The 21,687-nt window shown below is 70.0% G+C and carries 23 protein-coding genes, 1 tRNA gene and 1 pseudogene; 15 read left to right on the top strand and 10 right to left on the bottom strand.

Features of this window, described 5'->3' with window-relative positions:
- From BM127_RS21370 to der, 11 genes are all read left to right on the top strand, one after another.
- Positions 1–333: a hypothetical protein gene (locus BM127_RS21370; protein ID WP_269213750.1), complete on the top strand. Its 333-nt coding sequence runs from the start codon at positions 1–3 to the stop codon at positions 331–333.
- Entirely contained in the window at positions 330–1,226 is an 897-nt protein-coding gene (locus tag BM127_RS21365; protein WP_091202089.1) for a segregation and condensation protein A, read from the top strand. Before BM127_RS21370 ends, BM127_RS21365 begins: the two co-directional genes overlap by 4 nt.
- Complete coding sequence (gene scpB / locus BM127_RS21360) at positions 1,223–2,014, top strand: SMC-Scp complex subunit ScpB (RefSeq protein ID WP_091202088.1); 792 nt, start codon at positions 1,223–1,225, stop codon at positions 2,012–2,014. Before BM127_RS21365 ends, scpB begins: the two co-directional genes overlap by 4 nt.
- Before the next feature lie 49 nt (positions 2,015–2,063).
- The gene (locus BM127_RS21355) at positions 2,064–2,867 is read left to right on the top strand and encodes a pseudouridine synthase (RefSeq protein WP_091202086.1); all 804 of its coding nucleotides are present in this window, start codon (positions 2,064–2,066) and stop codon (positions 2,865–2,867) included.
- 19 nt (positions 2,868–2,886) lie between these two features.
- Positions 2,887–3,702 (top strand): helix-turn-helix domain-containing protein, encoded by an 816-nt coding sequence (locus tag BM127_RS21350; RefSeq protein WP_091202085.1) that lies wholly within the window; start codon positions 2,887–2,889, stop codon positions 3,700–3,702.
- Between the two features lie 31 nt (positions 3,703–3,733).
- Positions 3,734–4,126, top strand: coding sequence for a VOC family protein (locus tag BM127_RS21345; protein WP_091202083.1), 393 nt, complete (start codon positions 3,734–3,736; stop codon positions 4,124–4,126).
- A 103-nt stretch (positions 4,127–4,229) separates the two neighbouring features.
- Positions 4,230–4,607 carry a chorismate mutase gene (gene aroH / locus BM127_RS21340; RefSeq protein ID WP_091202081.1) on the top strand — a complete coding sequence of 126 codons (378 nt, stop codon included), beginning with the start codon at positions 4,230–4,232 and terminating at the stop codon, positions 4,605–4,607.
- Positions 4,600–5,685: a prephenate dehydrogenase gene (locus BM127_RS21335; protein ID WP_091202079.1), complete on the top strand. Its 1,086-nt coding sequence runs from the start codon at positions 4,600–4,602 to the stop codon at positions 5,683–5,685. The genes aroH and BM127_RS21335 overlap by 8 nt, the downstream gene beginning before the upstream one ends.
- A gap of 11 nt (positions 5,686–5,696) precedes the next feature.
- A complete protein-coding gene (gene cmk / locus BM127_RS21330; RefSeq protein WP_231263479.1) occupies positions 5,697–6,404 on the top strand; it encodes a (d)CMP kinase in 708 nt (235 codons plus the stop codon).
- On the top strand, positions 6,401–7,144 hold the full coding sequence (locus tag BM127_RS21325; RefSeq protein WP_231263480.1) for a lysophospholipid acyltransferase family protein: 744 nt from the start codon (positions 6,401–6,403) through the stop codon (positions 7,142–7,144). The genes cmk and BM127_RS21325 overlap by 4 nt, the downstream gene beginning before the upstream one ends.
- A 6-nt stretch (positions 7,145–7,150) precedes the next feature.
- On the top strand, positions 7,151–8,506 hold the full coding sequence (gene der / locus BM127_RS21320) for a ribosome biogenesis GTPase Der (protein WP_091202077.1): 1,356 nt from the start codon (positions 7,151–7,153) through the stop codon (positions 8,504–8,506).
- Positions 8,507–8,527: 21 nt separating this feature from the next.
- Here der and BM127_RS21315 read toward each other — a convergent pair whose 3' ends face one another.
- On the bottom strand, positions 8,528–9,193 hold the full coding sequence (locus tag BM127_RS21315) for a M23 family metallopeptidase (RefSeq protein WP_139227840.1): 666 nt from the start codon (positions 9,191–9,193) through the stop codon (positions 8,528–8,530).
- Positions 9,194–9,403: 210 nt separating this feature from the next.
- Between BM127_RS21315 and BM127_RS21310 the strand changes: the two genes are divergently transcribed.
- Positions 9,404–9,477, top strand: a tRNA-Pro gene (locus tag BM127_RS21310).
- Between the two features lie 201 nt (positions 9,478–9,678).
- Here BM127_RS21310 and BM127_RS23195 read toward each other — a convergent pair.
- The 5 genes from BM127_RS23195 to BM127_RS21290 form a co-directional block, all read right to left on the bottom strand.
- Entirely contained in the window at positions 9,679–10,158 is a 480-nt protein-coding gene (locus tag BM127_RS23195; protein WP_139227839.1) for a class F sortase, read from the bottom strand.
- Complete coding sequence (locus BM127_RS21305; RefSeq protein ID WP_139227838.1) at positions 10,155–11,186, bottom strand: hypothetical protein; 1,032 nt, start codon at positions 11,184–11,186, stop codon at positions 10,155–10,157. Before BM127_RS21305 ends, BM127_RS23195 begins: the two co-directional genes overlap by 4 nt.
- A gap of 915 nt (positions 11,187–12,101) precedes the next feature.
- Entirely contained in the window at positions 12,102–12,644 is a 543-nt protein-coding gene (locus tag BM127_RS21300) for a DUF3618 domain-containing protein (protein WP_231263482.1), read from the bottom strand.
- A 29-nt stretch (positions 12,645–12,673) separates the two neighbouring features.
- On the bottom strand, positions 12,674–13,069 hold the full coding sequence (locus tag BM127_RS21295) for a phage holin family protein (protein ID WP_091202070.1): 396 nt from the start codon (positions 13,067–13,069) through the stop codon (positions 12,674–12,676).
- 80 nt (positions 13,070–13,149) lie between these two features.
- Positions 13,150–14,088: a hypothetical protein gene (locus BM127_RS21290; RefSeq protein ID WP_139227837.1), complete on the bottom strand. Its 939-nt coding sequence runs from the start codon at positions 14,086–14,088 to the stop codon at positions 13,150–13,152.
- Between BM127_RS21290 and BM127_RS21285 the strand changes: the two genes are divergently transcribed.
- The gene (locus BM127_RS21285) at positions 14,087–15,214 is read left to right on the top strand and encodes a fatty acid desaturase family protein (RefSeq protein ID WP_091202064.1); all 1,128 of its coding nucleotides are present in this window, start codon (positions 14,087–14,089) and stop codon (positions 15,212–15,214) included. The two genes, BM127_RS21290 and BM127_RS21285, sit on opposite strands and share 2 nt — an antisense overlap.
- Positions 15,215–15,671: 457 nt before the next feature.
- Here the strand turns inward: BM127_RS21285 and BM127_RS21275 are convergent, their stop codons facing one another.
- The 3 genes from BM127_RS21275 to BM127_RS21265 all read right to left on the bottom strand — a co-directional run bounded on the left by BM127_RS21275 (position 15,672) and on the right by BM127_RS21265 (position 19,144).
- The gene (locus BM127_RS21275) at positions 15,672–16,040 is read right to left on the bottom strand and encodes a PRC-barrel domain-containing protein (RefSeq protein WP_091202060.1); all 369 of its coding nucleotides are present in this window, start codon (positions 16,038–16,040) and stop codon (positions 15,672–15,674) included.
- Positions 16,041–16,180: 140 nt separating this feature from the next.
- Positions 16,181–16,924 (bottom strand): class I SAM-dependent methyltransferase, encoded by a 744-nt coding sequence (locus BM127_RS21270; protein WP_198554409.1) that lies wholly within the window; start codon positions 16,922–16,924, stop codon positions 16,181–16,183.
- A gap of 186 nt (positions 16,925–17,110) precedes the next feature.
- Positions 17,111–19,144 (bottom strand): PP2C family protein-serine/threonine phosphatase, encoded by a 2,034-nt coding sequence (locus tag BM127_RS21265; protein ID WP_175507474.1) that lies wholly within the window; start codon positions 19,142–19,144, stop codon positions 17,111–17,113.
- Between the two features lie 266 nt (positions 19,145–19,410).
- Between BM127_RS21265 and BM127_RS23190 the strand changes: the two are divergent.
- Both BM127_RS23190 and BM127_RS21255 read left to right on the top strand, forming a co-directional pair.
- A pseudogene (locus BM127_RS23190) lies at positions 19,411–19,752 on the top strand (ATP-binding protein); the annotation flags it as partial.
- A 732-nt stretch (positions 19,753–20,484) separates the two neighbouring features.
- Positions 20,485–21,366 carry an NmrA family NAD(P)-binding protein gene (locus BM127_RS21255; RefSeq protein ID WP_091202052.1) on the top strand — a complete coding sequence of 294 codons (882 nt, stop codon included), beginning with the start codon at positions 20,485–20,487 and terminating at the stop codon, positions 21,364–21,366.
- Here the strand turns inward: BM127_RS21255 and BM127_RS21250 are convergent.
- Positions 21,363–21,687: integrase core domain-containing protein (locus BM127_RS21250; protein ID WP_139227835.1), on the bottom strand; the 325-nt coding region annotated here is incomplete at its 5' end. The two genes, BM127_RS21255 and BM127_RS21250, sit on opposite strands and share 4 nt — an antisense overlap.

Genomic DNA, 21,687 nt, shown 5'->3' with positions numbered 1-21,687 from the left:
ATGCCGGCCGCGGACGACCTGTTCCGGCCGACCTCGGACACCGACCAGCCGACCGCGGACCCGCGTCCACGGCGCGTGCGTGCAGTGGCGGACGACGCCGAGTCCGGTCCCAAGCGGCCAAGCGGACGCGTGCGTCACGACGAGAAGATGACGGTCTACGTCACCGAGGACGAGCTGCTCGACATCGAGCACGCCCGGCTCACCCTGCGTCGCCACCACGGCCTCGCGGTCGACCGGGGGCGTCTGGTGCGCGAGGCCCTCGCGCTGGTGCTCGCCGACCTCGAGACCCAGGGCGTCGACAGCCCCCTGGTCCAGCGACTGCTGGACGAGTGAGCTCGACCACCGACCTCGACCGGGCCACGGCGCTCGAACCCGGCAGCGAGGCCCCGGCGTTCGCCGTACGCCTCGACAACTTCGAGGGGCCCTTCGACCTGCTCCTCGGGCTGATCGCCAAGCACAAGCTCGACATCACCGAGGTGGCGCTGTCACAGGTCACCGACGAGTTCATCGCCCACGTCAAGACGCTCGGCGACACCTGGGACCTCGAGGCGACGACGTCGTTCCTCGTGGTGGCCGCGACCCTGCTCGACCTCAAGGCGGCGCGGCTGCTGCCCCAGGGCGACGTGGAGGACGAGGAGGACCTCGCGCTGCTGGAAGCGCGGGACCTGCTGTTCGCGCGGCTCATGCAGTACCGCGCGTTCAAGCTCGTGGCGTCCGTCTTCGAGGAACGCCTCGCCTCCGAGTCGCTCCGGCACCCGCGCGCCGTCGGGCTGGAGGAGCGCTTCGCGACCCTCCTGCCGGAGGTGCTGATCGGCATCGGGCTCGAGCAGTTCGCCCAGCTGGCGGCCAAGGCGATGGAGCCCAAGCCGGTCGAGGAGGTCTCCCTCCACCACATCCACGCCGCCAAGGTCAGCGTCCGCGAGCAGGGCCAGATCGTCGTCGACCGGTTGCGTCGCAGCGGCACCATGACCTTCCGGGCCCTGTGCGGGGACTCACCCGACCGGCTCACCACCGTCGCTCGCTTCCTGTCCCTCCTGGAGCTCTTCCGCGAGGGCGCGGTGTCCTTCGACCAGGTCACGCCGCTCGGGGAGCTGACCGTCCGGTGGACCGGCGCCGAGGAGGGCGACGTGGAGATCGAGGACGAGTTCGACGGCGCCCCGCCCGACGACGATGATGCAGGCATGCCGTCCGCCGACCCGGCGGACGAGCCCCAGGAGGACCAGTGAGCGAGCACCCCGACACGACCGTCGAGCCGGACGGCAGCGGAGACGTGGCGCAGGCCGTCGCCCCCGAAGCCTCCGATGTCCCCGATGCCCCCGACACGCTGGACGTGGCCGTCGCCGAGCTGCGCCCGGCGCTCGAGGCGATCCTCATGGTGACCGACGAGCCGCTCGACCAGGTCCGGCTCGCCTCGGTCGTCGGGCATCCCGTCGCCGACGTGGAGGCCGCTCTGGAGGCGCTCGCCGCGGAGTACGCCGAGCAGGGCCGCGGGTTCGACCTGCGCCCGGTCGCCGGTGGCTGGCGCTTCTACTCCCGCGCGGAGTTCGCGGGCGTGGTCGAGTCGTTCGTGCTCGACGGCCAGGCGGCCCGGCTGACCCAGGCCGCGCTGGAGACCCTGTCGGTGGTCGCCTACAAGCAGCCGGTGTCGCGAGCGAGGGTCTCGGCCATCCGCGGCGTCAACGTGGACGGCGTGATGCGCACCCTGCTGACGCGTGGACTCGTCCACGAGGTCGGCCAGGACGAGCAGAGCGGCGCGAACCTGTACGGCACGACGGCCTACTTCCTGGAGCGCATCGGGATCACCTCGATCGAGGAGCTGCCCGAGCTCGCGCCCTACCTGCCCGACATGGACGACCTCGAGGACGAGCTGGCCAGTGTCGCCGGCCGCGACGAACCTGCCGCAGAACCGGCCGCCGAGCCTGTCGCGGAGCCCGTGCCCGAGCACTCCACCCACCACGCCTCGCCGCACAGCGGCCAGGGCACCGAGCCCGATGGCGGTACGGAGATCTCATGAACACCCCACGCAACCACCCGCTGTGCTCGCGCTTCCGCGGGGACCCCGTATGAGACCCCACGACGCACCCGACAACGACCAGCCCTCGTCCCACCGTCCGGAGACCGACGAGGACGGGCTGATCCGCCTGCAGAAGCTGCTCGCCCAGTCGGGCGTCGCGAGCCGCCGCAAGTGCGAGGAGCTCATGCTCGACGGCCTGGTCGAGGTCGACGGCGAGGTCGTCAGCCGGCTCGGGACCAAGGTCGATCCGCGCACGGCCGTGATCCGGGTGGAGGGCAAGCGGCTGCCCCCGATCAGCGACAAGGTCTACCTCGTCCTCAACAAGCCGCGAGGGGTCGTGTCGACGATGAGCGACCCCGAGGGCCGGCGGACGCTCGGCGACCTGGTGGCCGACCGGCCCGAGCGCCTCTTCCACGTCGGACGGCTGGACACCGACACCGAGGGCCTGATCATCCTGACCAACGACGGTGACTTCGCCCAGCACCTCGCGCACCCGTCGTACGAGGTGGACAAGACCTACGTCGCCGAGGTCGAGGGTGACGTGCACCTGCGCACCGTCCGTCAGCTGCTCGCCGGGGTCGTCCTCGAGGACGGTCCGGTGACGGTGACCCGGGCCCGCGTGCTCGGCGGCGACCCCCGCAGGGAGGGTGGCAACCGCTCGATCGTCGAGCTCACCATCCACGAGGGCCGCAACCGGATCGTGCGACGCCTCCTCGAGCAGGTCGGCCACCCGGTGCGGCGCCTGACCCGCACGGAGATCGGACCGGTCACGTTGGCCCGCCTGCGGGCCGGCGACATGCGAGAGCTCACGATGGCCGAGCTCGGCGAGCTGATGGACCGCGCACAGCTCTGATCCGGCGTAGCGTCGGGTCATGCCCACCGTGCACCCCGTGCTCGCGCCGTACGTCCGCGCGATCCACGTGTACGACGTGGAGTACGACGGACCCGGTGTGCACATCGGGATGCCCTCGACCGAGCTGACCTGGGTGCTCCCGCTGGACGAGCCGCTCGCGGTCTCCTGGGACGGGGCTCCCGACACCCGCACGACGGCCTGGACGTCGGTGTCCGGGCTGCACACCCGTGCGGCAGCCGTCCACCACGGTGACCGGCAGCGGGGGATCCAGCTGGCACTGACGACGGCCGGGGCCCGCGCCCTGTTCGGCACGCCGGCCGCGGCGCTGGCCGGTCACCTGCTCGAGCTGTCCGACGTCGCGCCCGGCCTGGCCGACCTTCCCGAGCAGGTCGCAGCGGCCCCGTCCTGGACGGAACGGGTCGAGATCCTGCAGGGTGCACTCGTCCGGTCGCTCCACCGCCTCGAGCAGCCGGCTCCGCGCGGGGAGGTGGCCCGTGCGATGGCGCTGCTGACGCGCGGGGTGACGGTCGCTGCGACGGCCGACGACGTCGGCTACAGCCGCCGACGCCTGTCGACCCTGGTCCGCGACGAGGTCGGCCTGGCGCCCAAGGCGTACCAGCGGCTGGCACGCTTCACCGGAGCCCACGAGCGACTGCGCCGGGCCGCGGCCACGGGTGAGGTCTCGGTCGCCGCAGTGGCGGCCGCCTCCGGCTACGCCGACCAGGCGCACCTGGCGCGGGAGTGGGCGGGCTTCGCCGGCTGCAGCCCGACCGAGTGGGTGCGCCGGGAGTTCCCGATCGTTCAAGCCTCGGGGGTCCTCGACACCGGACGCTGATCATGACAGCACCCGTTCCCGAGGAGGAACCATGACCGATGTCTCCGGCACCACCCTGTGGCACACGTTCTCCGTCCGTGACGCCGACGCGATGATGACGTGGCTGCGCGCCATCGGCTTCACCGAGCACCAGACCCACCGTGACGAGCAGGACCCCTCCGTCGTCGTCCACGCCGAGTGGGCCTGGCCGGGCGGCGGCGGGATCATGTTCGGCTCCGACCGCGTCGACAGCGCGATCGCCGGCACCGGACCGGCCGCGGCCTACCTCGTCACCGACGACCCGGACGCGGCCTTCGAGGCAGCCGTCGCGAGCGGCGCCACCGTGGTGCGGGAGATGGTGGACCAGGACTACGGCGGTCGGGGCGGGAGCGTCCTCGACCCCGAGGGCAACCACTGGTCGTTCGGCTCCTACCAGCCGCGCTGAACTTCTGCCGGGCCGATCTCCTGCGGGCGGCGCCGGGAGGCGGCGGCGTACGGCAGGCGGACACGCGCGACGACGGGTCCGGACGCTGGCCTAGGCTCCTCCCGTGGCAGTGAGGGCAGTGCGGGGTGCGACCCAGCTCGACGAGGACACCCGGGAGCACATGCTCGACCGGGTGGCCGAGATGGTCACCGACGTGATGAGGGCCAACGGCCTCGGCGTCGACGACTTCATCTCGATCATCTTCACCGCGACCAGTGACCTGGTCAGCGAGTTCCCGGCCTACGCCGCCCGTCAGCTCGGCTTCTCCGACGTCCCGCTCGTGTGCGCGCGGGAGCTGGAGATCGAGGGGTCGATGCCGCGCGTCGTGCGGTTGATGGCGCACGTCGAGACCGACCTGCCGCGCGCCGACATCACGCACGTCTACCTCCACGGTGCGGCCCACCTGCGCCGCGACCTCAACAAGACCACCAGCCATGACTGAGGACGTCCTCCCGGTGCTGACCGGACCCGTCGAGGTCGTCGGGGCCGGGCTGATCGGCACGTCGATCGCGCTCGTGTGCCGCCGCCTCGGACTGGACGTCACGCTGCGCGACACCTCCGCGGAGAACGTCCGCACCGCGTCCGGCCTCGGCGCCGGTCGACCGGCCGTCCCCGGTGACCGTCCGCAGCTCGTCGTGGTCGCCGTGCCGCCCGCGGCCATCGCCGACGCCATCGTGGACGCGCTGGAGCGCACCGGCGCGGTCGTCACCGACGTCGGCAGCGTCAAGGCGGCACCGCTGGAGGCCGTGGCCGCCCGGGTCGGTGCGCCGGAGCTGTCCCGCTACGTGGGGTCGCACCCGATGGCCGGCAGTGAGCGCTCGGGCCCGCTGGCCGCCAGCGCGGCGCTCTTCGACGGCCGTCCGTGGGCGGTGACGCCCCACCCGGGTGCCGGCGCGGACGCCGTGGGCCTCGTCGAGGCGCTCGTGCTCGAGTGCGGCGCCGCCCCCGTCGTGATGGATCCGGCCGACCACGACCGTGCGGTCGCGCGGACCTCGCACCTGCCCCACCTCGCCGCCGTCCTCGTCGCCGGCCGGCTGGCCCACGCACCCGCAGAGCACCTCGCCCTCTCCGGCCAGGGGGTCCGGGACGTGACGCGGGTGGCCGCGAGCGACCCCGACCTCTGGCGGCAGATCCTCGGGTCCAACGCCGAGGCGGTGCTCGACCTCCTCGCCGAGGTGCGGGTCGACCTCGACACGCTCATGGCCGCGGTCGAGTCCGGCTCGGGAGACGACCTGGTCGAGATCCTGGCCCGCGGCAACGCCGGCACCGCGGCGATCCCCGGCAAGCACGGCGGCCCCGCGCGGCCGACCCGCTCGGTCTTCGTGTCGGTGCCCGACCACCCGGGTGAGCTGGCCCGCCTCTTCGGCGACGCAGGCGAGATCGGGGTCAACATCGAGGACGTGCACATCGACCACGACCCCGGCCGTCCGGTCGGTCTCACCGAGCTGGTCGTCGAGAAGGGCAGCGCCGAGCACCTCCTCGCCGCTCTCGAATCCCGCGGGTGGACCACTCACCGGTAATCTTCTCGCCCGTGAGCAGCGCCGACATCCCCTCCCTCGCCCGGCCCGGTCTCGTCATCGCCATCGACGGGACCTCCGGGTCCGGGAAGTCGAGCACCTCCCGCGGCGTGGCCGAGCGTCTCGGCCTGCGCTACCTCGACACCGGTGCGATGTTCCGGGCGATGACGTGGTGGCTGCTGTGCGAGGGCGTCGACGTACGCGATGTGGCGGCGGTCGCCGCCCTCGTGGGACGTCCCGCCATCGAGTCCGGCACCGATCCGCTCGCCCCCACCATCACCGTCGACGGCGTCGACGTCTCGGTGGCGATCCGCGGTGAGGACGTCACGGCCGCGGTGAGCCCGGTCAGTGCCGTCCCCGAGGTGCGGGCCCGCCTGCTCGACCTCCAGCGCGACGTCATCGGCGCCGGGGACATCGTGGTCGAGGGTCGCGACATCGGCTCCGTCGTGTGGCCGCAGGCCGACGTGAAGGTCTACCTCAGTGCCGACCCCGACGCGCGCGCCCAGCGTCGTACGGCCGAGCAGGGCGGCACCGACGTGGCCAGCACCCAGCAGTCGCTGCTGGAGCGCGACCGGATCGACTCGGGCCGCGCAACGGCGCCGTTGACCATGGCCGAGGGGGCCGTCCACGTCGACAGCACCCACCAGAGCCTCGCCGAGGTCATCGACCGGATCGTCGCACTGGCGGGTGCGCCCGCCCCGGGGGCGCGGGAGGGCACGTGAGGGGGGCCGAGCTCCCCGCGAGCAGCGACGAGCACCCCTCCACCCGGCTGCTGCGCGCGATGCGCCCGGGCGCGGCGTGGCTGATGCGCCGACGCTGGCGGATCACGGTGCACCACCCGGAGCTGGTGCCGGCGACCGGTGGGGTCATCCTCGCCGCCAACCACGTCGGCATCGTCGACGGCCCGATGCTGGCGACGTACGCCCCGCGGCCGGTGCACGCACTCACCAAGCGCGAGATGTACGACGGCCGGCTCGGTGGGTTCCTGCGCTGGACGGGCCAGATCCCGCTGGACCGCTGGGCCGCGGACCCCGCCGCCATCCGGACGTCGCTCCGCGTGATTCGCGACGGGGGAGTGGTCGGCATCTTCCCCGAGGGGACGCGCAGCAGCGGTGTGCTGGAGCGTTTCCACCACGGCGCCGCGTACCTCGCGCTGGTCACCGGCGCACCGGTCGTGCCGGTGACGTTCATCGGCACGCGGGCGGCGGGGAGCGGCTCGCTGCCGGAGTCCGGCGGCTCCATCGACATTGTCTTCGGGCAGACGTGGCGGACGACACAGCAGGCCTGGCCGCGCACGCGGGAACAGGTCACCGCCACGTCGGTGTTGCTCCGGGGACACATGCTGTCCGAGCAGGGCAGCGCCGCCTCGCAGACGCGCCGATCCGTGTCCGGGACCCCACCTGCGGGACAATCCGAGGACGACCCCGACACCGGGCTCGTCGAGAGTTCCAGAGAGCTGTGATCCTGCATGAGTGAGTACGACGCCGCCCCCGTCGAGACCGAGTCCGGTCCGGCGCCCGTCCTGGCCGTGGTGGGCCGCCCCAACGTGGGCAAGTCGACCCTGGTCAACCGCATCATCGGGCGCCGTGAGGCCGTCGTGGAGGACCGTCCCGGGGTGACCCGGGACCGCGTCTACTACGACGCCAACTGGAACGGGCGCGCCTTCACCGTCGTCGACACCGGCGGCTGGGACCCCGACGCCCGCGGCATGGCCGAGAGCATCCGCGCCCAGGCCGAGGTGGCGGTGACCCTGGCTGACGCCGTGCTCTTCGTGGTCGACGCGACCGTCGGCATCACCGACAACGACGAGGCCGTCGTACGGATCCTGCGGGCGTCCGGCAAGCCGGTGGTGCTCGCTGCCAACAAGGTGGACGACCAGCGCACCGAGGCCGAGGCCTACGGCCTGTGGAACCTCGGGCTGGGGGAGCCGTTCTGCGTCTCGGCGCTCCACGGTCGCGGGTCGGGCGAGATGCTCGACGCGATCCTCGAGGCGCTCCCGGAGACTCCTGCCCAGTCCTTCGAGGAGGTCGGCGGCCCGCGCCGCATCGCGATCGTGGGCAAGCCCAACGTCGGCAAGTCCTCGCTGCTCAACATGCTCGCGCAGGAGGACCGGGTCGTCGTCGACAACGCCGCCGGCACCACGGTCGACCCGGTCGACGAGCTGATCACCCTCGGCGACAAGACCTGGCGCTTCATCGACACCGCCGGCATCCGCAGGCGCGTCAACCAGGCCTCCGGCCACGAGTACTACGCCTCGCTGCGCACCTCGACCGCGATCGACCGGGCCGAGGTGGCCGTGCTGGTCCTCGACGCCAGCGAGACCGTCTCCGAGCAGGACATGCGGATCATCCAGACCATCCGCGACGCCGGACGCGCCATGATCATCGCCTTCAACAAGTGGGACCTGGTCGACGAGGAGCGCCGCTACTACCTCGAGCGCGAGATCGAGCGTGACCTCGTACAGCTCAAGTGGGCGCCGCGGATCAACTTCACCGCCCGCACCGGCTGGCACGTCGACCGGCTCGTCCCGGCGATCGAGAAGGCCCTCGAGGGCTGGGAGACCCGGATCGGCACCGGCGCGCTCAACACGTTCCTCGGCCGCCTCGTCGCCGAGCACCCGCACCCGGTGCGCAGCGGCAAGCAGGCCCGGATCCTCTTCGCCACGCAGCCCTCGACCGCGCCGCCGACCTTCGTGCTGTTCACGACCGGCAAGCTCGACGCGTCCTACGAGCGCTTCATCGAGCGCCGGCTGCGCGAGGAGTTCGGCTTCGCCGGCACGCCGATCGTGATCGAGCAGAAGCCGCGCGAGAAGCGCAAGCGCTGACGCCCGGCCGGCCCGGCCGGCTCAGGGGGTGAGGCCCGCCGCGCGCAGCCAGTCCATCGGGTCGACGGGACTGCCCGCGGGGCGCACCTCGAGGTGGAGGTGTGGTCCGGTGGAGTTGCCGGTCGAACCCACGGTCCCGATCGGGGCGGCCACGTCGACGAGCTGCCCGGCATACACCGAGACATCGGCCTGGTGGCAGTACCAGACCTCGGTGCCGTCGGGGAGCGTGACGATGGTGCGCAGGCCGTAGGCGCCGGAGTAGGCGACCTCGGTGACCGTGCCGGCCGCGACCGCGACGATGGTGTCGCCGAGGGATGCGCCGAAGTCCTGGCCTCCGTGCTCGGCCTCCCAGAGCGGCCCGGTGAGGCCGAACCCCGCCGACACGCGGTAGGACGCCAGCGGGAGCACCGCGGTCACGTCGTCGGGATCGCCGGTCCAGCCGTACGTCGCCAGCACGGCCTTGCGGCCGATCAGCGCCCGGTCGCGAGCATCGGCGCGCTGGTTGAGCGCCATCAGGCTCTGCTGGCGCTCGCGCAGCTGCTGGGCGAGCTCGAGCGAGGCGCCCTGGTGGCTGCTCTGCTGCACGATGATGTCGGGCGCAGCAGCGTCGGCGCGCGGCGCGGCGAGGCTGAGCCCGATGGCGATGCCGACGACCACCAGGCCGGCGCGGCGCGGCAGAGATGACACGGTTGACCCCCACAGGTTGAGCCTTCATCTTGTGCGGGCCCCTGCGGTGCGTCCGCGGTTCGCGGCCAAATGGCCCACTTGGACTAGGGGGTCCCGTCCGACCAGCGCTCCGGAGCCGGGTCGTGGTCTAGATGGGCGGGCCGATTCCGTGTGTTCCCCGAGGCTGCGGTAACGTTCGGCTCGCTTCGCAGGTCTCGTGCCGGAAGCGTTCGGGCTGTAGCGCAGCTTGGTAGCGCACCTGACTGGGGGTCAGGGGGTCGCAGGTTCAAATCCTGTCAGCCCGACCGAGAAATAGCCCCTGACCTGCGGAGACGCAGGTCAGGGGCTGTTCACTCTTCCAGTCAGAACTTCTTGTCCCGCGTTTGCTCACCGTGAACCCTTCCGGGCGACACCGGTTCAGTCCGGGTCTGCAGTTGTGGGATAGGCCGAACCGCGATGAGCTCCTACGGCCCGACTGGCACTCGAGGTGTCCGCTGATCGTGGTCCTATCGAGTCTTCCTGGCGAAGATGATGACCCGCTTGGCGTAGTCACCAGCCTTGCAACCGATGAGCACGATCCGCGGCGGACCACCGACCGTGAAGAGGTGCCGCATCGACCGATCGGCCGACCAGAACTCCCTTCGTGTCACTCTGAAGGCGCAACCAGAGACATGAATGCGATCTCCGCGTCGTAGGTGTCCCCAGCGATCTGCCACGCCGTTTCCAGCACGCCAGGCGTGTCCCGCGTAGACGGTCGTCCCGGTGCGGTCGCACGGCGGATCGCCTTCTCGCCAGGTGTAGACCGTCCCCTGGAGGCGGTGCCCAACACGTAAGGACCCGTTGGTGGTGAGCCCCACCTCGACGACGTGAGCTCGTACGTCCAGCTTCGGGATGTCCAAGCGCCCTGGGGCGGCGCCCGCCGCTCCCTGGCCGGTGATGGCCAGAAGAACGACGGACGCTGCGACCAGGACTGCCCGTCGGGTCATGCTCCCGTGTCGGGCAGCACCTGCGGCGGGGTGGCACAGCGCTCGTTCGTGAACCGCAAGGTCCACGTGTCCTGCCCGACCACCGCGTGCCCCGTGCCGGATGCCACGGCCCGTACCTTGACGGTCCGCGTCTTGGCCTTGAGCCAGACACCCGCACGGATGGCGTCGCCGTTGACCCGGTACGTCACGCCCTTGACCCTCTTCGCCATGAACGCATCACCCGCACGACCGCACTTGTCGATCTTCGTGACCGTCCCCTTGACGCGAATCGCACTGACCCCCAGGACCTCGGAACAGAGACGCTTGGTGAACGTGAAGGTCCACTGCGTCGTGGCCCCCTGCTGGACGACCACTCCGGCCTTGGCGACGGCGTTGACCGTGTGTGTGGTGCCGGTGGCCGCGAACGGACCGGCCGCGACAGTTGTGCCGTCCACCGTGTAGGTGAAGTTGGCGTCAGCCGAGATCGTGATGCGGTCGTTCGTCGGACCCGTCGCGGGCTCGCACACGTCCGCTGCCGTGGCACCTACTGGGGTGGCCGGTGTGGGCGGCGGCGGGGGCGGGCAGTCGACCTTGAACACCTTGGACTTCGCCTTGACGTCGTCGTAGTTGATCCGGCCGTCGTTGAACTTGCCGAAGAGGGTCACCTTGTAGTGACCGTTCTGGATGATCTGCCCGCCTGCGACGTTGAAGTAGTCCGTTGCGAAGTAACCTGCCGCATCGGCCGGGCCGACCACGTACGGGCCAGCGGCCACCCCGGTGGGCCCGTCCCCGCCCTGTACGTCGAACTCGATGTAGCCGTCGAACCCCTCATCGAAGCCGAACGCCTCGATGTTGAAGGCGCAGACGTGCGGCTCATTGCTCTCCGTGCCCGGAGGCGAATCCTGGGCGTGGATCTTGATGGTGCCGCTGTTGCCGGCACCGTGTGCCGGTCCAGCTATGAAGCCCAATGTTGAGAACAGCAACGCCAACGTTGCAGCCAGCGCCGCGATCGGCGCGAACCGCCGGTGCGGTTCCGTATTTGGAGTCATATCGATGGCCTTTCGGAGAGCAGGACGAACGCGGACGACCCCTCCCGGTCTGGCTATCCATGAGGCACCGATGTCTCCGCGGATCTACGATCCGAGCGGCTCTTTACCCAATAGGGGGGTACTCCCTCCACCCTTACGGCGACACGCTCACCGCCCGCGCCCTCGGGTGAGCCCGCGCTCAGCAGCAGCGGGATCGCCGTCGCGCAGCTCGCCGCTGCTCAGGCCTGGCTGCGGAGGATGGTAAGTCGAGGCCAAGAGGGGTACGACTCCATAGACCCGGCCGTACGTCGCGAGGCCGAGCCTGGCAACGAGGACGGAGTAGTTGATGTCACGGCACCACCCCGAGCGGGACGACGACCGAGCCCACACAGGAATACTCGAGGTCTTCGACATCCAGGTGGTCGACGAGCCGCCCTCAACGCCCAGCGTCACCGCTCCGCGAGCATGCCGTTGGCATCTTTGGCACCGTTGGGCGACGGTGAGGGTAGACGCTCACACGACCTACGTCGCTTGCGGCGCATGCGGGAGCCTGCACACGCCGACGATCTTCGAACGACCTGTTCCGTAGAACGCGGTAGGACGGCCCGGCGAGCAGTACGTCACTGGCGCATCGAATCGCCGCGCAGGTCGAAGGGGTGCGCCGTTTGATGCGGATGGCTGCTGCCAGCCCCCCCGGCCCAACGCGGAAGACGGCGAGGTGACCCCGCCCGGCCCTCCGGGGGGCGGCGGGCGGGGCCGGGCCGCACCCCACATGCGGTCCACCCGCCGTGTACCCAGACCGTGAGCAGTCGATACGTTCACTGGACATCGACGGCGGCGGGGAGCTGCCCGGCTGACCTGTTCGGCCCCTTCACGGGGTGGAACGTCCGAAGTGCCAGCCCGCCCACGAAGGGACGGACCGGCACGACGGATCCCTCAGGACTGGGTCTGCGAGCGGACCTCGTCCACCCCGGACTGGCTCTCGGACTTCACCTTCGCGGCGCTGTCCGCGGCCGTGTCCTTGACCTCGGCGACTGCTCCGGTCGCAGTCTCCTTGACGTTCTCGACGACGTCCTGAGCCATCGACCTGGCCTGGTCCACGACCGGCTGGCCGTGCTCCTTGGCGGCGTCGACGACGTGACCGGCCGCCACTGCTTCCTTCTCGGAGGCCGGGATGAGCGCCGAGACGATCATGCCCGCGCCGAACGCCACGAGTCCCGCGGCGAGCGGGGTGCCTGCGACCCGGTCCTGCGTGCCGCTGACGGCACCCTGTGCCGTGCCCTTGACCGAGTCCACCGCGCCCAGTGGGGATCCGACGGACGAGCTCCCAGTGCCGGAAGCGGACGAGCCGATCCCGTGGACCGTGCCCATGACCTTGTCGCGCACGCCGCGGACGCGCCCTCGGGCGGCCTCCTTGCGTCGCTCGACGATCGCGGCGGGGCTCACCCGGTCCTGCAGTGCGTCCACGTTGGCGGTCATCGACTGCCGCGTCTGAGCGATCTCGGTGTTCAGTTCTTCTGTGCTTTGACCCATGCCGCGTCCTCCTTGAGTGTGCGCTGCGTCTTCGGCAGCTGCGGGTTCGACTTCTTCAGCTCCGAGCGACCGCGGGCGGCCAGGACGGCAGCCACGACGGCCCAGAGCAGGGTGGTGATCAGGAATGCCAGCTCGACCGGCATCCAGTTGTCCAGCAGGTAACTGAGCGCGAACGACGCCAAGATCAGCGCGAGCAGTCCGGAGACGCCCGCGCCACCGAGCATCCCGGCCCCCTTGCCGGCCTTGGCCGCCTCGGACTTGAGCTCTGTGCGTGCCAGGTCCAGCTCGGCCTTGACCAGCGTCGTGAGGTCGTTGGTGAGGTCACCCACGATCTCGCCCAGGCTGCGGCTGTCACCGGTAGTGCCGGTCACGTGCGACCCGGCGGGGCTCGTCAACGGCCCCGGCTGTGACGGCTGCGTGCCCAGGACCGGGTCGACTCCTGCGGGGCCGGTCACGGCGTGTCCCGCGTCGGCTGCCCAGCAAAGCTCGAGGTGCCCGACGTGGTCGGGTCCGAGAGCGGGGCGGGGTCGGCCAGAGTCGGAGGAGCAGCCGCGAAGTCAGCCTGCGGAGGTCCGGCCGGGGTCGGGGTGCCGACACCCTGAATCGCATCGGTCGCGGTGGCGGGCACCGGCGTCGTTCGCGTCGTGGTCGAGGCGGGCGCGTCGGCCAGCTCCGCTGCCGCGGCACCGTCGGCCGTGGCACGGAACAGGCGTCCCGCCACGACGCCGGCGGCGAGTGCACCGATCAGGAACGTGCCGGGGCGGCGCCGCGCGAAGTCACGCGCATCGTCGAGCAGCTGGCCGGGCTCACGATCCTGGAGATGGGTGCCGAGTGCACGCACCCGGTCTGACACCTCTCGCGTCAGGTCGCTGGCCAGACCGGCGTCCGGACCCTGCTCGACCATCTGCTGGAGGTCGTCACCGAACGTTCGCAAGGTCTGCGACAGCTGATCCCTCTGCGTGACAGCCTGATCACTCACCTGAGCGCTGACGTGCTGCTTGGCATCGCCCAAGACGTTGCGCGCCTGCTCGGTGGCGGTCCCTGCGACGTTGAGCGCCTCATCCTTCGCCGTGCCTGCCACGTGCTGGCCCTGTGCGGCGGCCGTCGAGGCGGCCTCCTTGGCCTTGTCAGTCGTGCCGCTGGTCTGGGTGCCGCTGGTCTGGGTGCCGCTGGTCGCGGTGCCGGTCAGGGGCTCATTGGTCAGGGGCTCGTTGCCGTATGTCGTCATGCGTCCTCCTCGTGTCGGTTCCGCGTCCTGGTCGTACGTCTGCGGTGATTCGGTCATGACGCTCCCGTACCCCCTCATCTGCGATGCATCGCAGTCCCCACCCCGATGGATGAACGCGGCCGTCGGGAATACGCGACGCCCTTGAGGGGCACTTGGGGCCATGCCTTCTCTGCTGCAGCACACTCCGAGGAACTTCGGTCCCCGCTCGTACGCCGACCTGACCGAGGCCGAGGTGGAACTGATCGGACGCACCCTGGACGCACTGCGCGAAGACGTGCTGGAGAGCCGCGGCGCCGACGATGCGGCGTACATCCGTCGTCTCATCGCGGTCCGCCAGGGTCTCGAGGTCGCTGGCCGACTGGTGCTGCTGGGAAGCCGTCATCGCCCCGCATGGTGGCTCGGCACGGCCGCCCTGACGCTGGCCAAGATCCTCGACAACATGGAGATCGGGCACAACGTCCTGCACGGTCAGTGGGACTGGATGCGCGACCCCAAGATCCACTCCTCGACGTGGGAGTGGGACCACGCCTCCGCGCCCGAGCAGTGGAAACGCGCCCACAACGACCGCCATCACGTCAACACCAACGTGCTCGGCATGGACAACGACCTCGGCTACGGCATCATGCGCGTCGACGCATCACAGGAATGGGCTCCCCGTCACCGGATCCAGCCGCTGCTGAACTTCGTCAACGCCTGCATCTTCGAGTACGGCATCGCCATGTACGACCTCGACCTCGGCGCCCAGCTGCGCGAGGGCAACGGCTTCTCGGACAGGACGAAGAAGGAGATGCGCACGACGCTGGGACGCGTCGCGCGCCACGCTCGGCGCGACTACCTGGTGCACCCGCTGGTCTCGCTCCCGACCGGCTCGCTCCGGACCACCCTGACCGCCAACCTCACTGCCAATCTCGTTCGCAACGTGTGGTCGCACAGCGTCATCATGTGTGGACACTTTCCCGACGGCGTGGAGACGTTCGAGGTCGACGAGCTCGACGCGACGGAGTCGCGAGGCCAGTGGTACCTGCGCCAGATGCTGGGGTCGGCCAACATCTCCGGGCCGCGACTGCTGCACATACTATGCGGCAACCTGTCCCACCAGATAGAGCACCACATCTTTCCCGACCTGCCGAGCAACCGCTACGGGGAGATAGCCGGCCCGGTCCGCGAGCTCTTCCACCGGCACGGGCTCCTGTACAACAGCCATCCGCTCCCGCGTCAGGTCGCCAGCGCCTGGCGCAAGGTGCTGCGACTGTCCCGACCCCCGCGCGCGGGGGAGACGCTTGTGTGAGCAGCCGCCCGTTGGTGACGGTGCCTCCCTTGCCATTCCGCTTGCTATTGCGCGAGGGGACCCTGCTCCAGGTCGCGGAGACGCTCGGCGCAGGTGTGGCAGTCGTCCTCTCCGGTCCCCAGGAATGGATCGTCGCGGAGGGTTTCAGCGGTCACCGGGACCGCGCCGCAGAGCGACCAATCGACCTTGTCGGGGTCACGCCCGTGATGGTGATCGGTCTGCCCCGGAGCGACAACGATGCGTGGAGACCCGTCGCCTCGGCCCATAGGGTCATTCTATCTCTCGGTCCAGTTCCGTAGATCGGACGCAGCTGCCCTCGAGGCATCGCGGTGTCTGGAAGCCTCAACGGCCGAGATTCAGCACGACGGTGATCAGCACCGAGAGGACCACCGAGACCACGATCATCATCAGGCAACCGACGCCACCGCCGAGCGGACGAATGCGGACAGGTGACACGTCAGTCCCTGTCCTGGGCGGCGAAGGGCGTGTAGTAATCGGCGTGGCGCGCCCGCTGGGCTGCCTTGGTGTCCTCGTGGACCCACTCGGACTCGTCGTTGTCGGGCGCCGCCTTCACCCGGTCCTTGCTCATGCTCACGATGACGGTGCGCGCATCGTGGTCCATGCCGACGACGACGCCGGCGGGGATCACGCGCTTCTTGCCGAAGATCCAGAAGCCGGTGTCAACCACGAGCCACTGGCTGGACGCCTCGCCGGTGGCTTCGTCGATCTTGCCGATCGTCCCGCCCTCAGCCTCGACGTCGTAGCCGACGAGGTCACGGTCCTCGCTCCACGTGCTGTCGCGGTAGCTCCACACAGTGTGGCCCATGACGATCCTCCTCGATGTGGTGGTCGAACCACCGAGGCAACCACCGTCAGGCGGGATGGGGCACACCCGGGCGGGCGGTGCGGCTCAGACAGCCGGGTTCCCGGCGTGCTCGCGAACTGGGTCACCTGACTTGGGGACGCTCAGAACGCGCGAGTGACGAGGAGTCGTCCCTCGACGACGCCGTCGTCAAGAAGGCGGCCCATGATGCGCTGTTGGTGGTCGGCGGTCATGAGTCGCTCGTCGTCTGCGTGCCGCTGCCGGACCAGGTCGTCGACCTCATCGACCTTCTCGTGCCATTCGGAGGGCGGCTCCGAGAAGTCTGACAAGGTCGCTTCCACCGTGAGGTGGAGACGGGCCGCGCGCAGCAGCCGACCTAGCTCAACTCGGTCCGGGAAGTCGTTACCCTCGGGTTGGTCGGGCAGCGTGTCCACCGTTCGGACGAACACCAGAAGTCCGACCGAGGCGCCAGTGGGTACAACCCGTCGCAACTCGGTGAGGACGGCGTGCTTCTGCGAGACCGTGCACAGCACCCCGAGGGACCAGGCGGCGTCGAACGCGCCCCCTGGAAACGGGAGCCGCTCACCTCCAGCGACCAATGTGGGGCGGTGAAACATCCGTCGCGCGGCGCGGCAGGCGCCGTGCTTCGGGTCGACGAGGACCGGTGAGACGCCGAACTCGCGAGCTGCCAGCTCGGCCGGTCCGCCCTCGCCGGCCCCCGAGTCCAACAGGCGGGTTCCAGCGAGGAGCCCCATGGAGCGGCTCAGCCATCGCAGACCCTCGGGCGTACCACTGCCGCGGCATCCCGCGGGTACGGCGTACTCGGGACCGAGCTCCTCCACGGCGTCGGCCGTCCAGATGGGGAGCGTGTCGAACTCGTCTTCCATGGGCTCGTCCGGGTGCCTGCTGCTCATAGCTGTCAATGCCCCGATGTACGAGCATCCATGTGCCGTGGCTGCGGGTCGAGTCTGATGGCCCCCAGCGTTTCACGCACCTGAGCTCAGAGGTGGGCTCTGCACGCTGTTCGGGCGACGAAGTCGCGAGTGGCGGCCCTCGACACGGTGCGGGTTTGCTCAGTGTGGGTCGTAGCAGGCGAGCAGCAGCGCGAGGTCGTCGTCAAGGGCATGGCCGGCTGCCTGCTTGAGAGAGGCCAGCAGTCCGTCCAGCGCGGTGTGGAATTCAGCTTGTCCGACCGAGGGCAGGAACAGGGCGGAGTCGACGAACGCACCTGTGGGCGTGCGAGCCTCGATCAACCCATCGGTGAACAGAAGCAGTCGGTCACCGTCGGCCAGTTTGCCCCGCCCGATCACCGGATCGACCCCGAGACCGAGAGGTGGGGAGTGGTCCAGCTCAACCGGATCCACGTCGCCGCTGGTGGAGAGAAGCACCGGCGCGGGATGTCCGCAGGATACGACGTCGAAACGGCCGTCGCTCTCGATGTCGACGAGAATGGCTGTCACGAAGTCCTCGGCGTCGGGCAGGTAGGGAACGATGCGACGGTCGATCTCGCGTGCCACGTGAGCGACGTCTCCGTTGTTGGCAGCCGCCGCCCTGAACTCGCCGAGCACCACCGTGGCGGTGCGGACCGCCGAGAGGCCCTTGCCTCGCACGTCGCCGACCAGCAGCCGTACGGACGACGGTCCGCGGACGACCTCGTAGAGGTCGCCACCGATCTGGGCTTCCCTGGCAGCCGACAGGTAGCGCGCCGACAACGCGACCGGGCCGACCCTCGCGGGCGGCGGGGCGAGGATGGCGCGCTGGGCGGCCTCAGCCACCAGGATGACTCCCGCGAGTCGCTCGGACTGGTGCTCGAAGGTGACGGCTGTGTCCAGGGCGACCGCCACCCGGTCAGCCACCGCCTCGAGGAAGGCGCCGTCCTCGTCGCTGTATCGACGGCCGGACTCGGCGTGGATCAGCGTCAACGTCCCGACGACGCCCCCATCGCGGCCTGTCAGCGGCACGATGAGCGCGCTGGTGAGGCCCAGCCGGCGGACCAGGGCCAGGTGCTCGGCGCTCGCGGCGGTCGCCTCCATGACCTCTGAGGGGATGTACGGGTAGATCTCGCTCTGCCCACTGCGTACGACGTTGGCGGCGCCGTGGGGAGCGTCCATGCGGGTGGGGAAAGCGCCCATCAGCGAACGTGCCCACTCGGTGGTCGCGGGATCGCGGTGCTGAAGTGCGACCGTCTCGAGCCGGCCGTCGTTGAGCAGCTGCAGGGAGCACCAGTCCGCGAAACGGGGCACGAGGAGCCGCCCGACCTCCGCGAGGGTGGTGTCCATGTCCAGGCTGCGCGACAGGCTCATCGATGCCTCGGCGAGGAGGACGGTGCGCTGCGTGGCACCATCTTGGTCCTGGAGCTCGACGGCTCGGCGCATCGCGCTGGTCAGAGCCCCTGCGAGCGAGTGGAGGAATCCGTCCTCGTGAGGGGTGAAGAGGTCCGGGGGGAAGGTGATGGCCAGGAGCCCGTACGTCGTGTCCTCGCGGTGCAGCGGAAGTAGATGCAGGCTGCGGTCGCTGGGGTAGTACCCGGCCAGGTCGGGGAAGGCAGCCACGATCTCCGTCAAGGACCGGAAGTGCATGTCTGTGCGCTGCCGCGTCGCGACCGCGCCTGGCAGGTCGCTGGAGACGGGGACCTCCTGGTAGTGGTCCGCACCGTCACCGGCCCGTCCGTGCCAGCTGAGGGTCCGAAGGACCCCGTCTGCGTCCAGCGACAGCACCATCGCCGACGTGGCACCGAGGGTGCCCATGGCATGACCGAGGAAGCCGTCGGTCACCTCCTTGACGGTGCGGGCACCCGTGAGCTCGACGGCGAGCGCGTCGAGCATGCGTTGCGCCAAGGCCGTCGTCCGGGCGAGGCGTTCGCTGCGGCGATGGTTCGCGTCTGCGGCGATCAGGGCCAATGCGCAGATCAGCACGCACGTCGCGAAGCGGATGGCCCAGTCCCGTTCGCCGAGGTTGTCGTTCCACGTGCCCGAAGCGACCGACGCCAGCAGCGCCAGCCCGGCGACGCTCGCTGTGCGGCGCACGTCGGCGTTGATGGCGGTGAGCACCGCGGCACCGGCGTACGCCCCGTTGATCTGGCGCCCGAGCACCAAGTCGACCGCCACCATCACGCCGAGCAGCAACGCACCCCCGAGCCACGACAACCCCCCGGGCCCGCCCCGTGCTGAGATCGATGCGACCACATGTCCTCGGATCTCCGGGGCGCCACGCCGAGAACGGTCGCCGGCGCCGTCAGCGGATGACCGTCAACAGAACAATAGTGGCGTGATGATTCCATCGGTCATGGTTCGCCACAAGACGGCAGCTGGCAACTCAGGCTGGCATCTCAACGTCATCGGTGACGCGATGTTCGGGGCTAGCCTTCCTGTCCATGGGCGGTGCATCGGCAAAGCTGCACATCCGCCTGGCCGCCGACGCGGCCAGCGTTTCCGGTGCGCGCCGCTTCGTCGTCGACGGTCTCAGCGCGTGGGGACAAGCACGTTTCGCGGACGCGGCGGAGCTCGTGACGAGCGAGCTCACCACCAACGCGGCCCTACACGCGGGGGCCGACTTCATGTACGTGACCCTCGAGCGCAGGACGACCGGCGTGCGGGTCTACGTGGAGGACGACGGTCCGCTTGGCCCCGACATGGTGCAGGCGCGGACCCCAGCCACCGGGGATCGGTCCGGGTCGAGTGAGCTGGACGCGACCGGTCGCGGCCTTGCCATCGTCGGAATGGTGGCCGGGCGTTGGGGCGTGGACGAGACCGCTCGCGGCAAACAGGTGTGGGCGGAGCTCGTCGATCCAGAGGACGCCGGGCACCTCTTCGAGGAGCCCCAACGCCTTCGCCCCTCCCGGGCCCCCGAGGCGGTAGATGAGCTGCCCCCGGGATGGGTCTTGGTCCGCCTCGCGCAATGCCCCGTCGAGCTCAGCCTGCAGCAAGACCGTCACCTCGACGAGCTGGTACGAGAGCTTCAGCTGTTGTCGGTGGACCAGGGCAGTGACCAGTCACTCGCACTCGCGGACGAGATACGTGGGCTCCTGGTCTCGCCGACGCATGCACGTCTGACCGGTCGCCGCGCCGCAGAGCGTGCCCGCGAGGAGGGCAAGGACGTGATGGACGTGGACATGGCCATGCCTCGGGAGTTCAGCGAGCTGATCGTGCACCTGCATGAGGCAGTTGCTCGTGCCGACCAACTGTGCGCGGAAGGTCACCTCCTCACACTCGCCTCACCCCCTGACGTGCAGGAGCTACGTGCCTGGATGACCCAGGAGATCGTCGGACAAGCCACTCGCGGGACGAGACCGGTTCCGTGGGCCGATTGGCAGCGTACGAGCAGCGTGCCGATGGACACACCGTGATGGGCGGGCGACCGAGCTGGAGTTGTCCGGCCTTGCCCAGCGCAGGGGACGACCGCGTCGGGCTACCCTCGGGATCCGGCGCAAGGAGGTTGTGGTGCCCGCATGACCCCGCATGGAGTCACCCCACCGGTGCTGGTCACTGGCGCGACCGGGAACGTTGGTTCACGGACCGTCGAGCTGCTGCTGGCCGCCGGAATCCCCGTGCGCGCCGCGGCCTCGGGGCTGGACGCAGTCCGTTCCCGGTTCGGTGACCGGGTCGAGGCCGTGGCACTGGACTTCACAGACCAGGCAACCTGGGAACAGGCCTACTCCGGCGTGCGCCAGGTGTTCCTCATGCGACCGCCTCACCTGGGGAAACCGAAGACGCAGATGCTGCCGTCGCTCGAGGCCGCGAAGGCGGCCGGTGTGGAGCACGTGGTGCTGCTCTCGCTGCAGGGAGCCGAGCGCAACAAGGTCGTGCCCCACCACGCGCTCGAGGCCTGGTTGCACGAGTCCGGACTGTCATGGACCTTCGTGCGCGCCGCGTTCTTCATGCAGAACCTCACGACCACCCACCTCACCGACGTGCGCGACCGTGACACCATCATGGTGCCCGCCGGTGCTGGTGCCACCGCCTTCGTCGACGTCCACGACGTAGCCGCGATCGCCGCCGCGGCGCTGCTCGTCCCAGATCAGCACCACAACACTGCGTGGACCCCGACCGGGCCCCAGGCCCTGACCTACAGCGAGGTCGCGGAAGTCCTGACCGATGCCCTCGGCCGCCCCATCAGCTACGCGCGGCCCGGGCTGGTCCGTTACGCCCGACACGCGCGCATGGTCCTGGGAATGCCGTGGGGCATGGTCGCGGTCACCAGCGCGATCTACACGATCGCTCGACTGGGTCGGGCCGGCGGTCTGACTGACGACGTCCGGGTCGTCACGGGCGACGAGCCAGTGACCTTCCGTGAGTTCGCCATGCGAGAAGCGGAGCGCTGGCACGCCTAGATGTGATGCCCAGCCAGGTTGTCCAACCTGGTGATGGGTGAGCGCCCAGCGATTGCTGAGTGGGGCCGGTGGTGGTTGTACTCGTGGATCCATGCTGGCAGAGCGGCGAGTCTTGCGGATTCGGAGTTGTAGAACTTCTTGAACGCCCAGCCCTCGACGAGGGTTCGATGGAAGCGCTCGATCTTGCCGTTCGTCTGTGGCCGATAGGCCCGGGTCTTCTTCGGCGTGATGCCCAGGTCGTGGCAGGTGTCGCGCCACAGGTTCGACTTGTAGCAGCTGCCGTTGTCGCTCAACACCCGCTGGACGGTGACTCCACGCTCG

This window comes from Nocardioides alpinus (assembly GCF_900112035.1).
Classification (GTDB): Bacteria; Actinomycetota; Actinomycetes; order Propionibacteriales; family Nocardioidaceae; genus Nocardioides; species Nocardioides alpinus.
Note: the sequence above shows the minus strand (reverse complement) of the source record. Positions and strands in the feature narration are given on the sequence as shown.

What these genes read in the sequence shown, in the direction of transcription:
- BM127_RS21290 (WP_139227837.1), bottom strand. Translation starts at nt 14,088, where the DNA reads ATGGCCCCAAGTGCCCCTCAAGGGCGTCGCGTATTCCCGACGGCCGCG.
- BM127_RS21255 (WP_091202052.1), top strand. Translation starts at nt 20,485, where the DNA reads ATGACCCCGCATGGAGTCACCCCACCGGTGCTGGTCACTGGCGCGACC.
- BM127_RS21300 (WP_231263482.1), bottom strand. Translation starts at nt 12,644, where the DNA reads ATGACCGCCAACGTGGACGCACTGCAGGACCGGGTGAGCCCCGCCGCG.
- BM127_RS23195 (WP_139227839.1), bottom strand. Translation starts at nt 10,158, where the DNA reads ATGACCCGACGGGCAGTCCTGGTCGCAGCGTCCGTCGTTCTTCTGGCC.
- der (WP_091202077.1), top strand. Translation starts at nt 7,151, where the DNA reads ATGAGTGAGTACGACGCCGCCCCCGTCGAGACCGAGTCCGGTCCGGCG.
- BM127_RS21285 (WP_091202064.1), top strand. Translation starts at nt 14,087, where the DNA reads ATGCCTTCTCTGCTGCAGCACACTCCGAGGAACTTCGGTCCCCGCTCG.
- BM127_RS21350 (WP_091202085.1), top strand. Translation starts at nt 2,887, where the DNA reads ATGCCCACCGTGCACCCCGTGCTCGCGCCGTACGTCCGCGCGATCCAC.
- BM127_RS21275 (WP_091202060.1), bottom strand. Translation starts at nt 16,040, where the DNA reads ATGGGCCACACTGTGTGGAGCTACCGCGACAGCACGTGGAGCGAGGAC.
- BM127_RS21355 (WP_091202086.1), top strand. Translation starts at nt 2,064, where the DNA reads ATGAGACCCCACGACGCACCCGACAACGACCAGCCCTCGTCCCACCGT.
- BM127_RS21270 (WP_198554409.1), bottom strand. Translation starts at nt 16,924, where the DNA reads ATGGAAGACGAGTTCGACACGCTCCCCATCTGGACGGCCGACGCCGTG.
- BM127_RS21335 (WP_091202079.1), top strand. Translation starts at nt 4,600, where the DNA reads ATGACTGAGGACGTCCTCCCGGTGCTGACCGGACCCGTCGAGGTCGTC.
- BM127_RS21370 (WP_269213750.1), top strand. Translation starts at nt 1, where the DNA reads ATGCCGGCCGCGGACGACCTGTTCCGGCCGACCTCGGACACCGACCAG.
- BM127_RS21345 (WP_091202083.1), top strand. Translation starts at nt 3,734, where the DNA reads ATGACCGATGTCTCCGGCACCACCCTGTGGCACACGTTCTCCGTCCGT.
- BM127_RS21305 (WP_139227838.1), bottom strand. Translation starts at nt 11,186, where the DNA reads ATGACTCCAAATACGGAACCGCACCGGCGGTTCGCGCCGATCGCGGCG.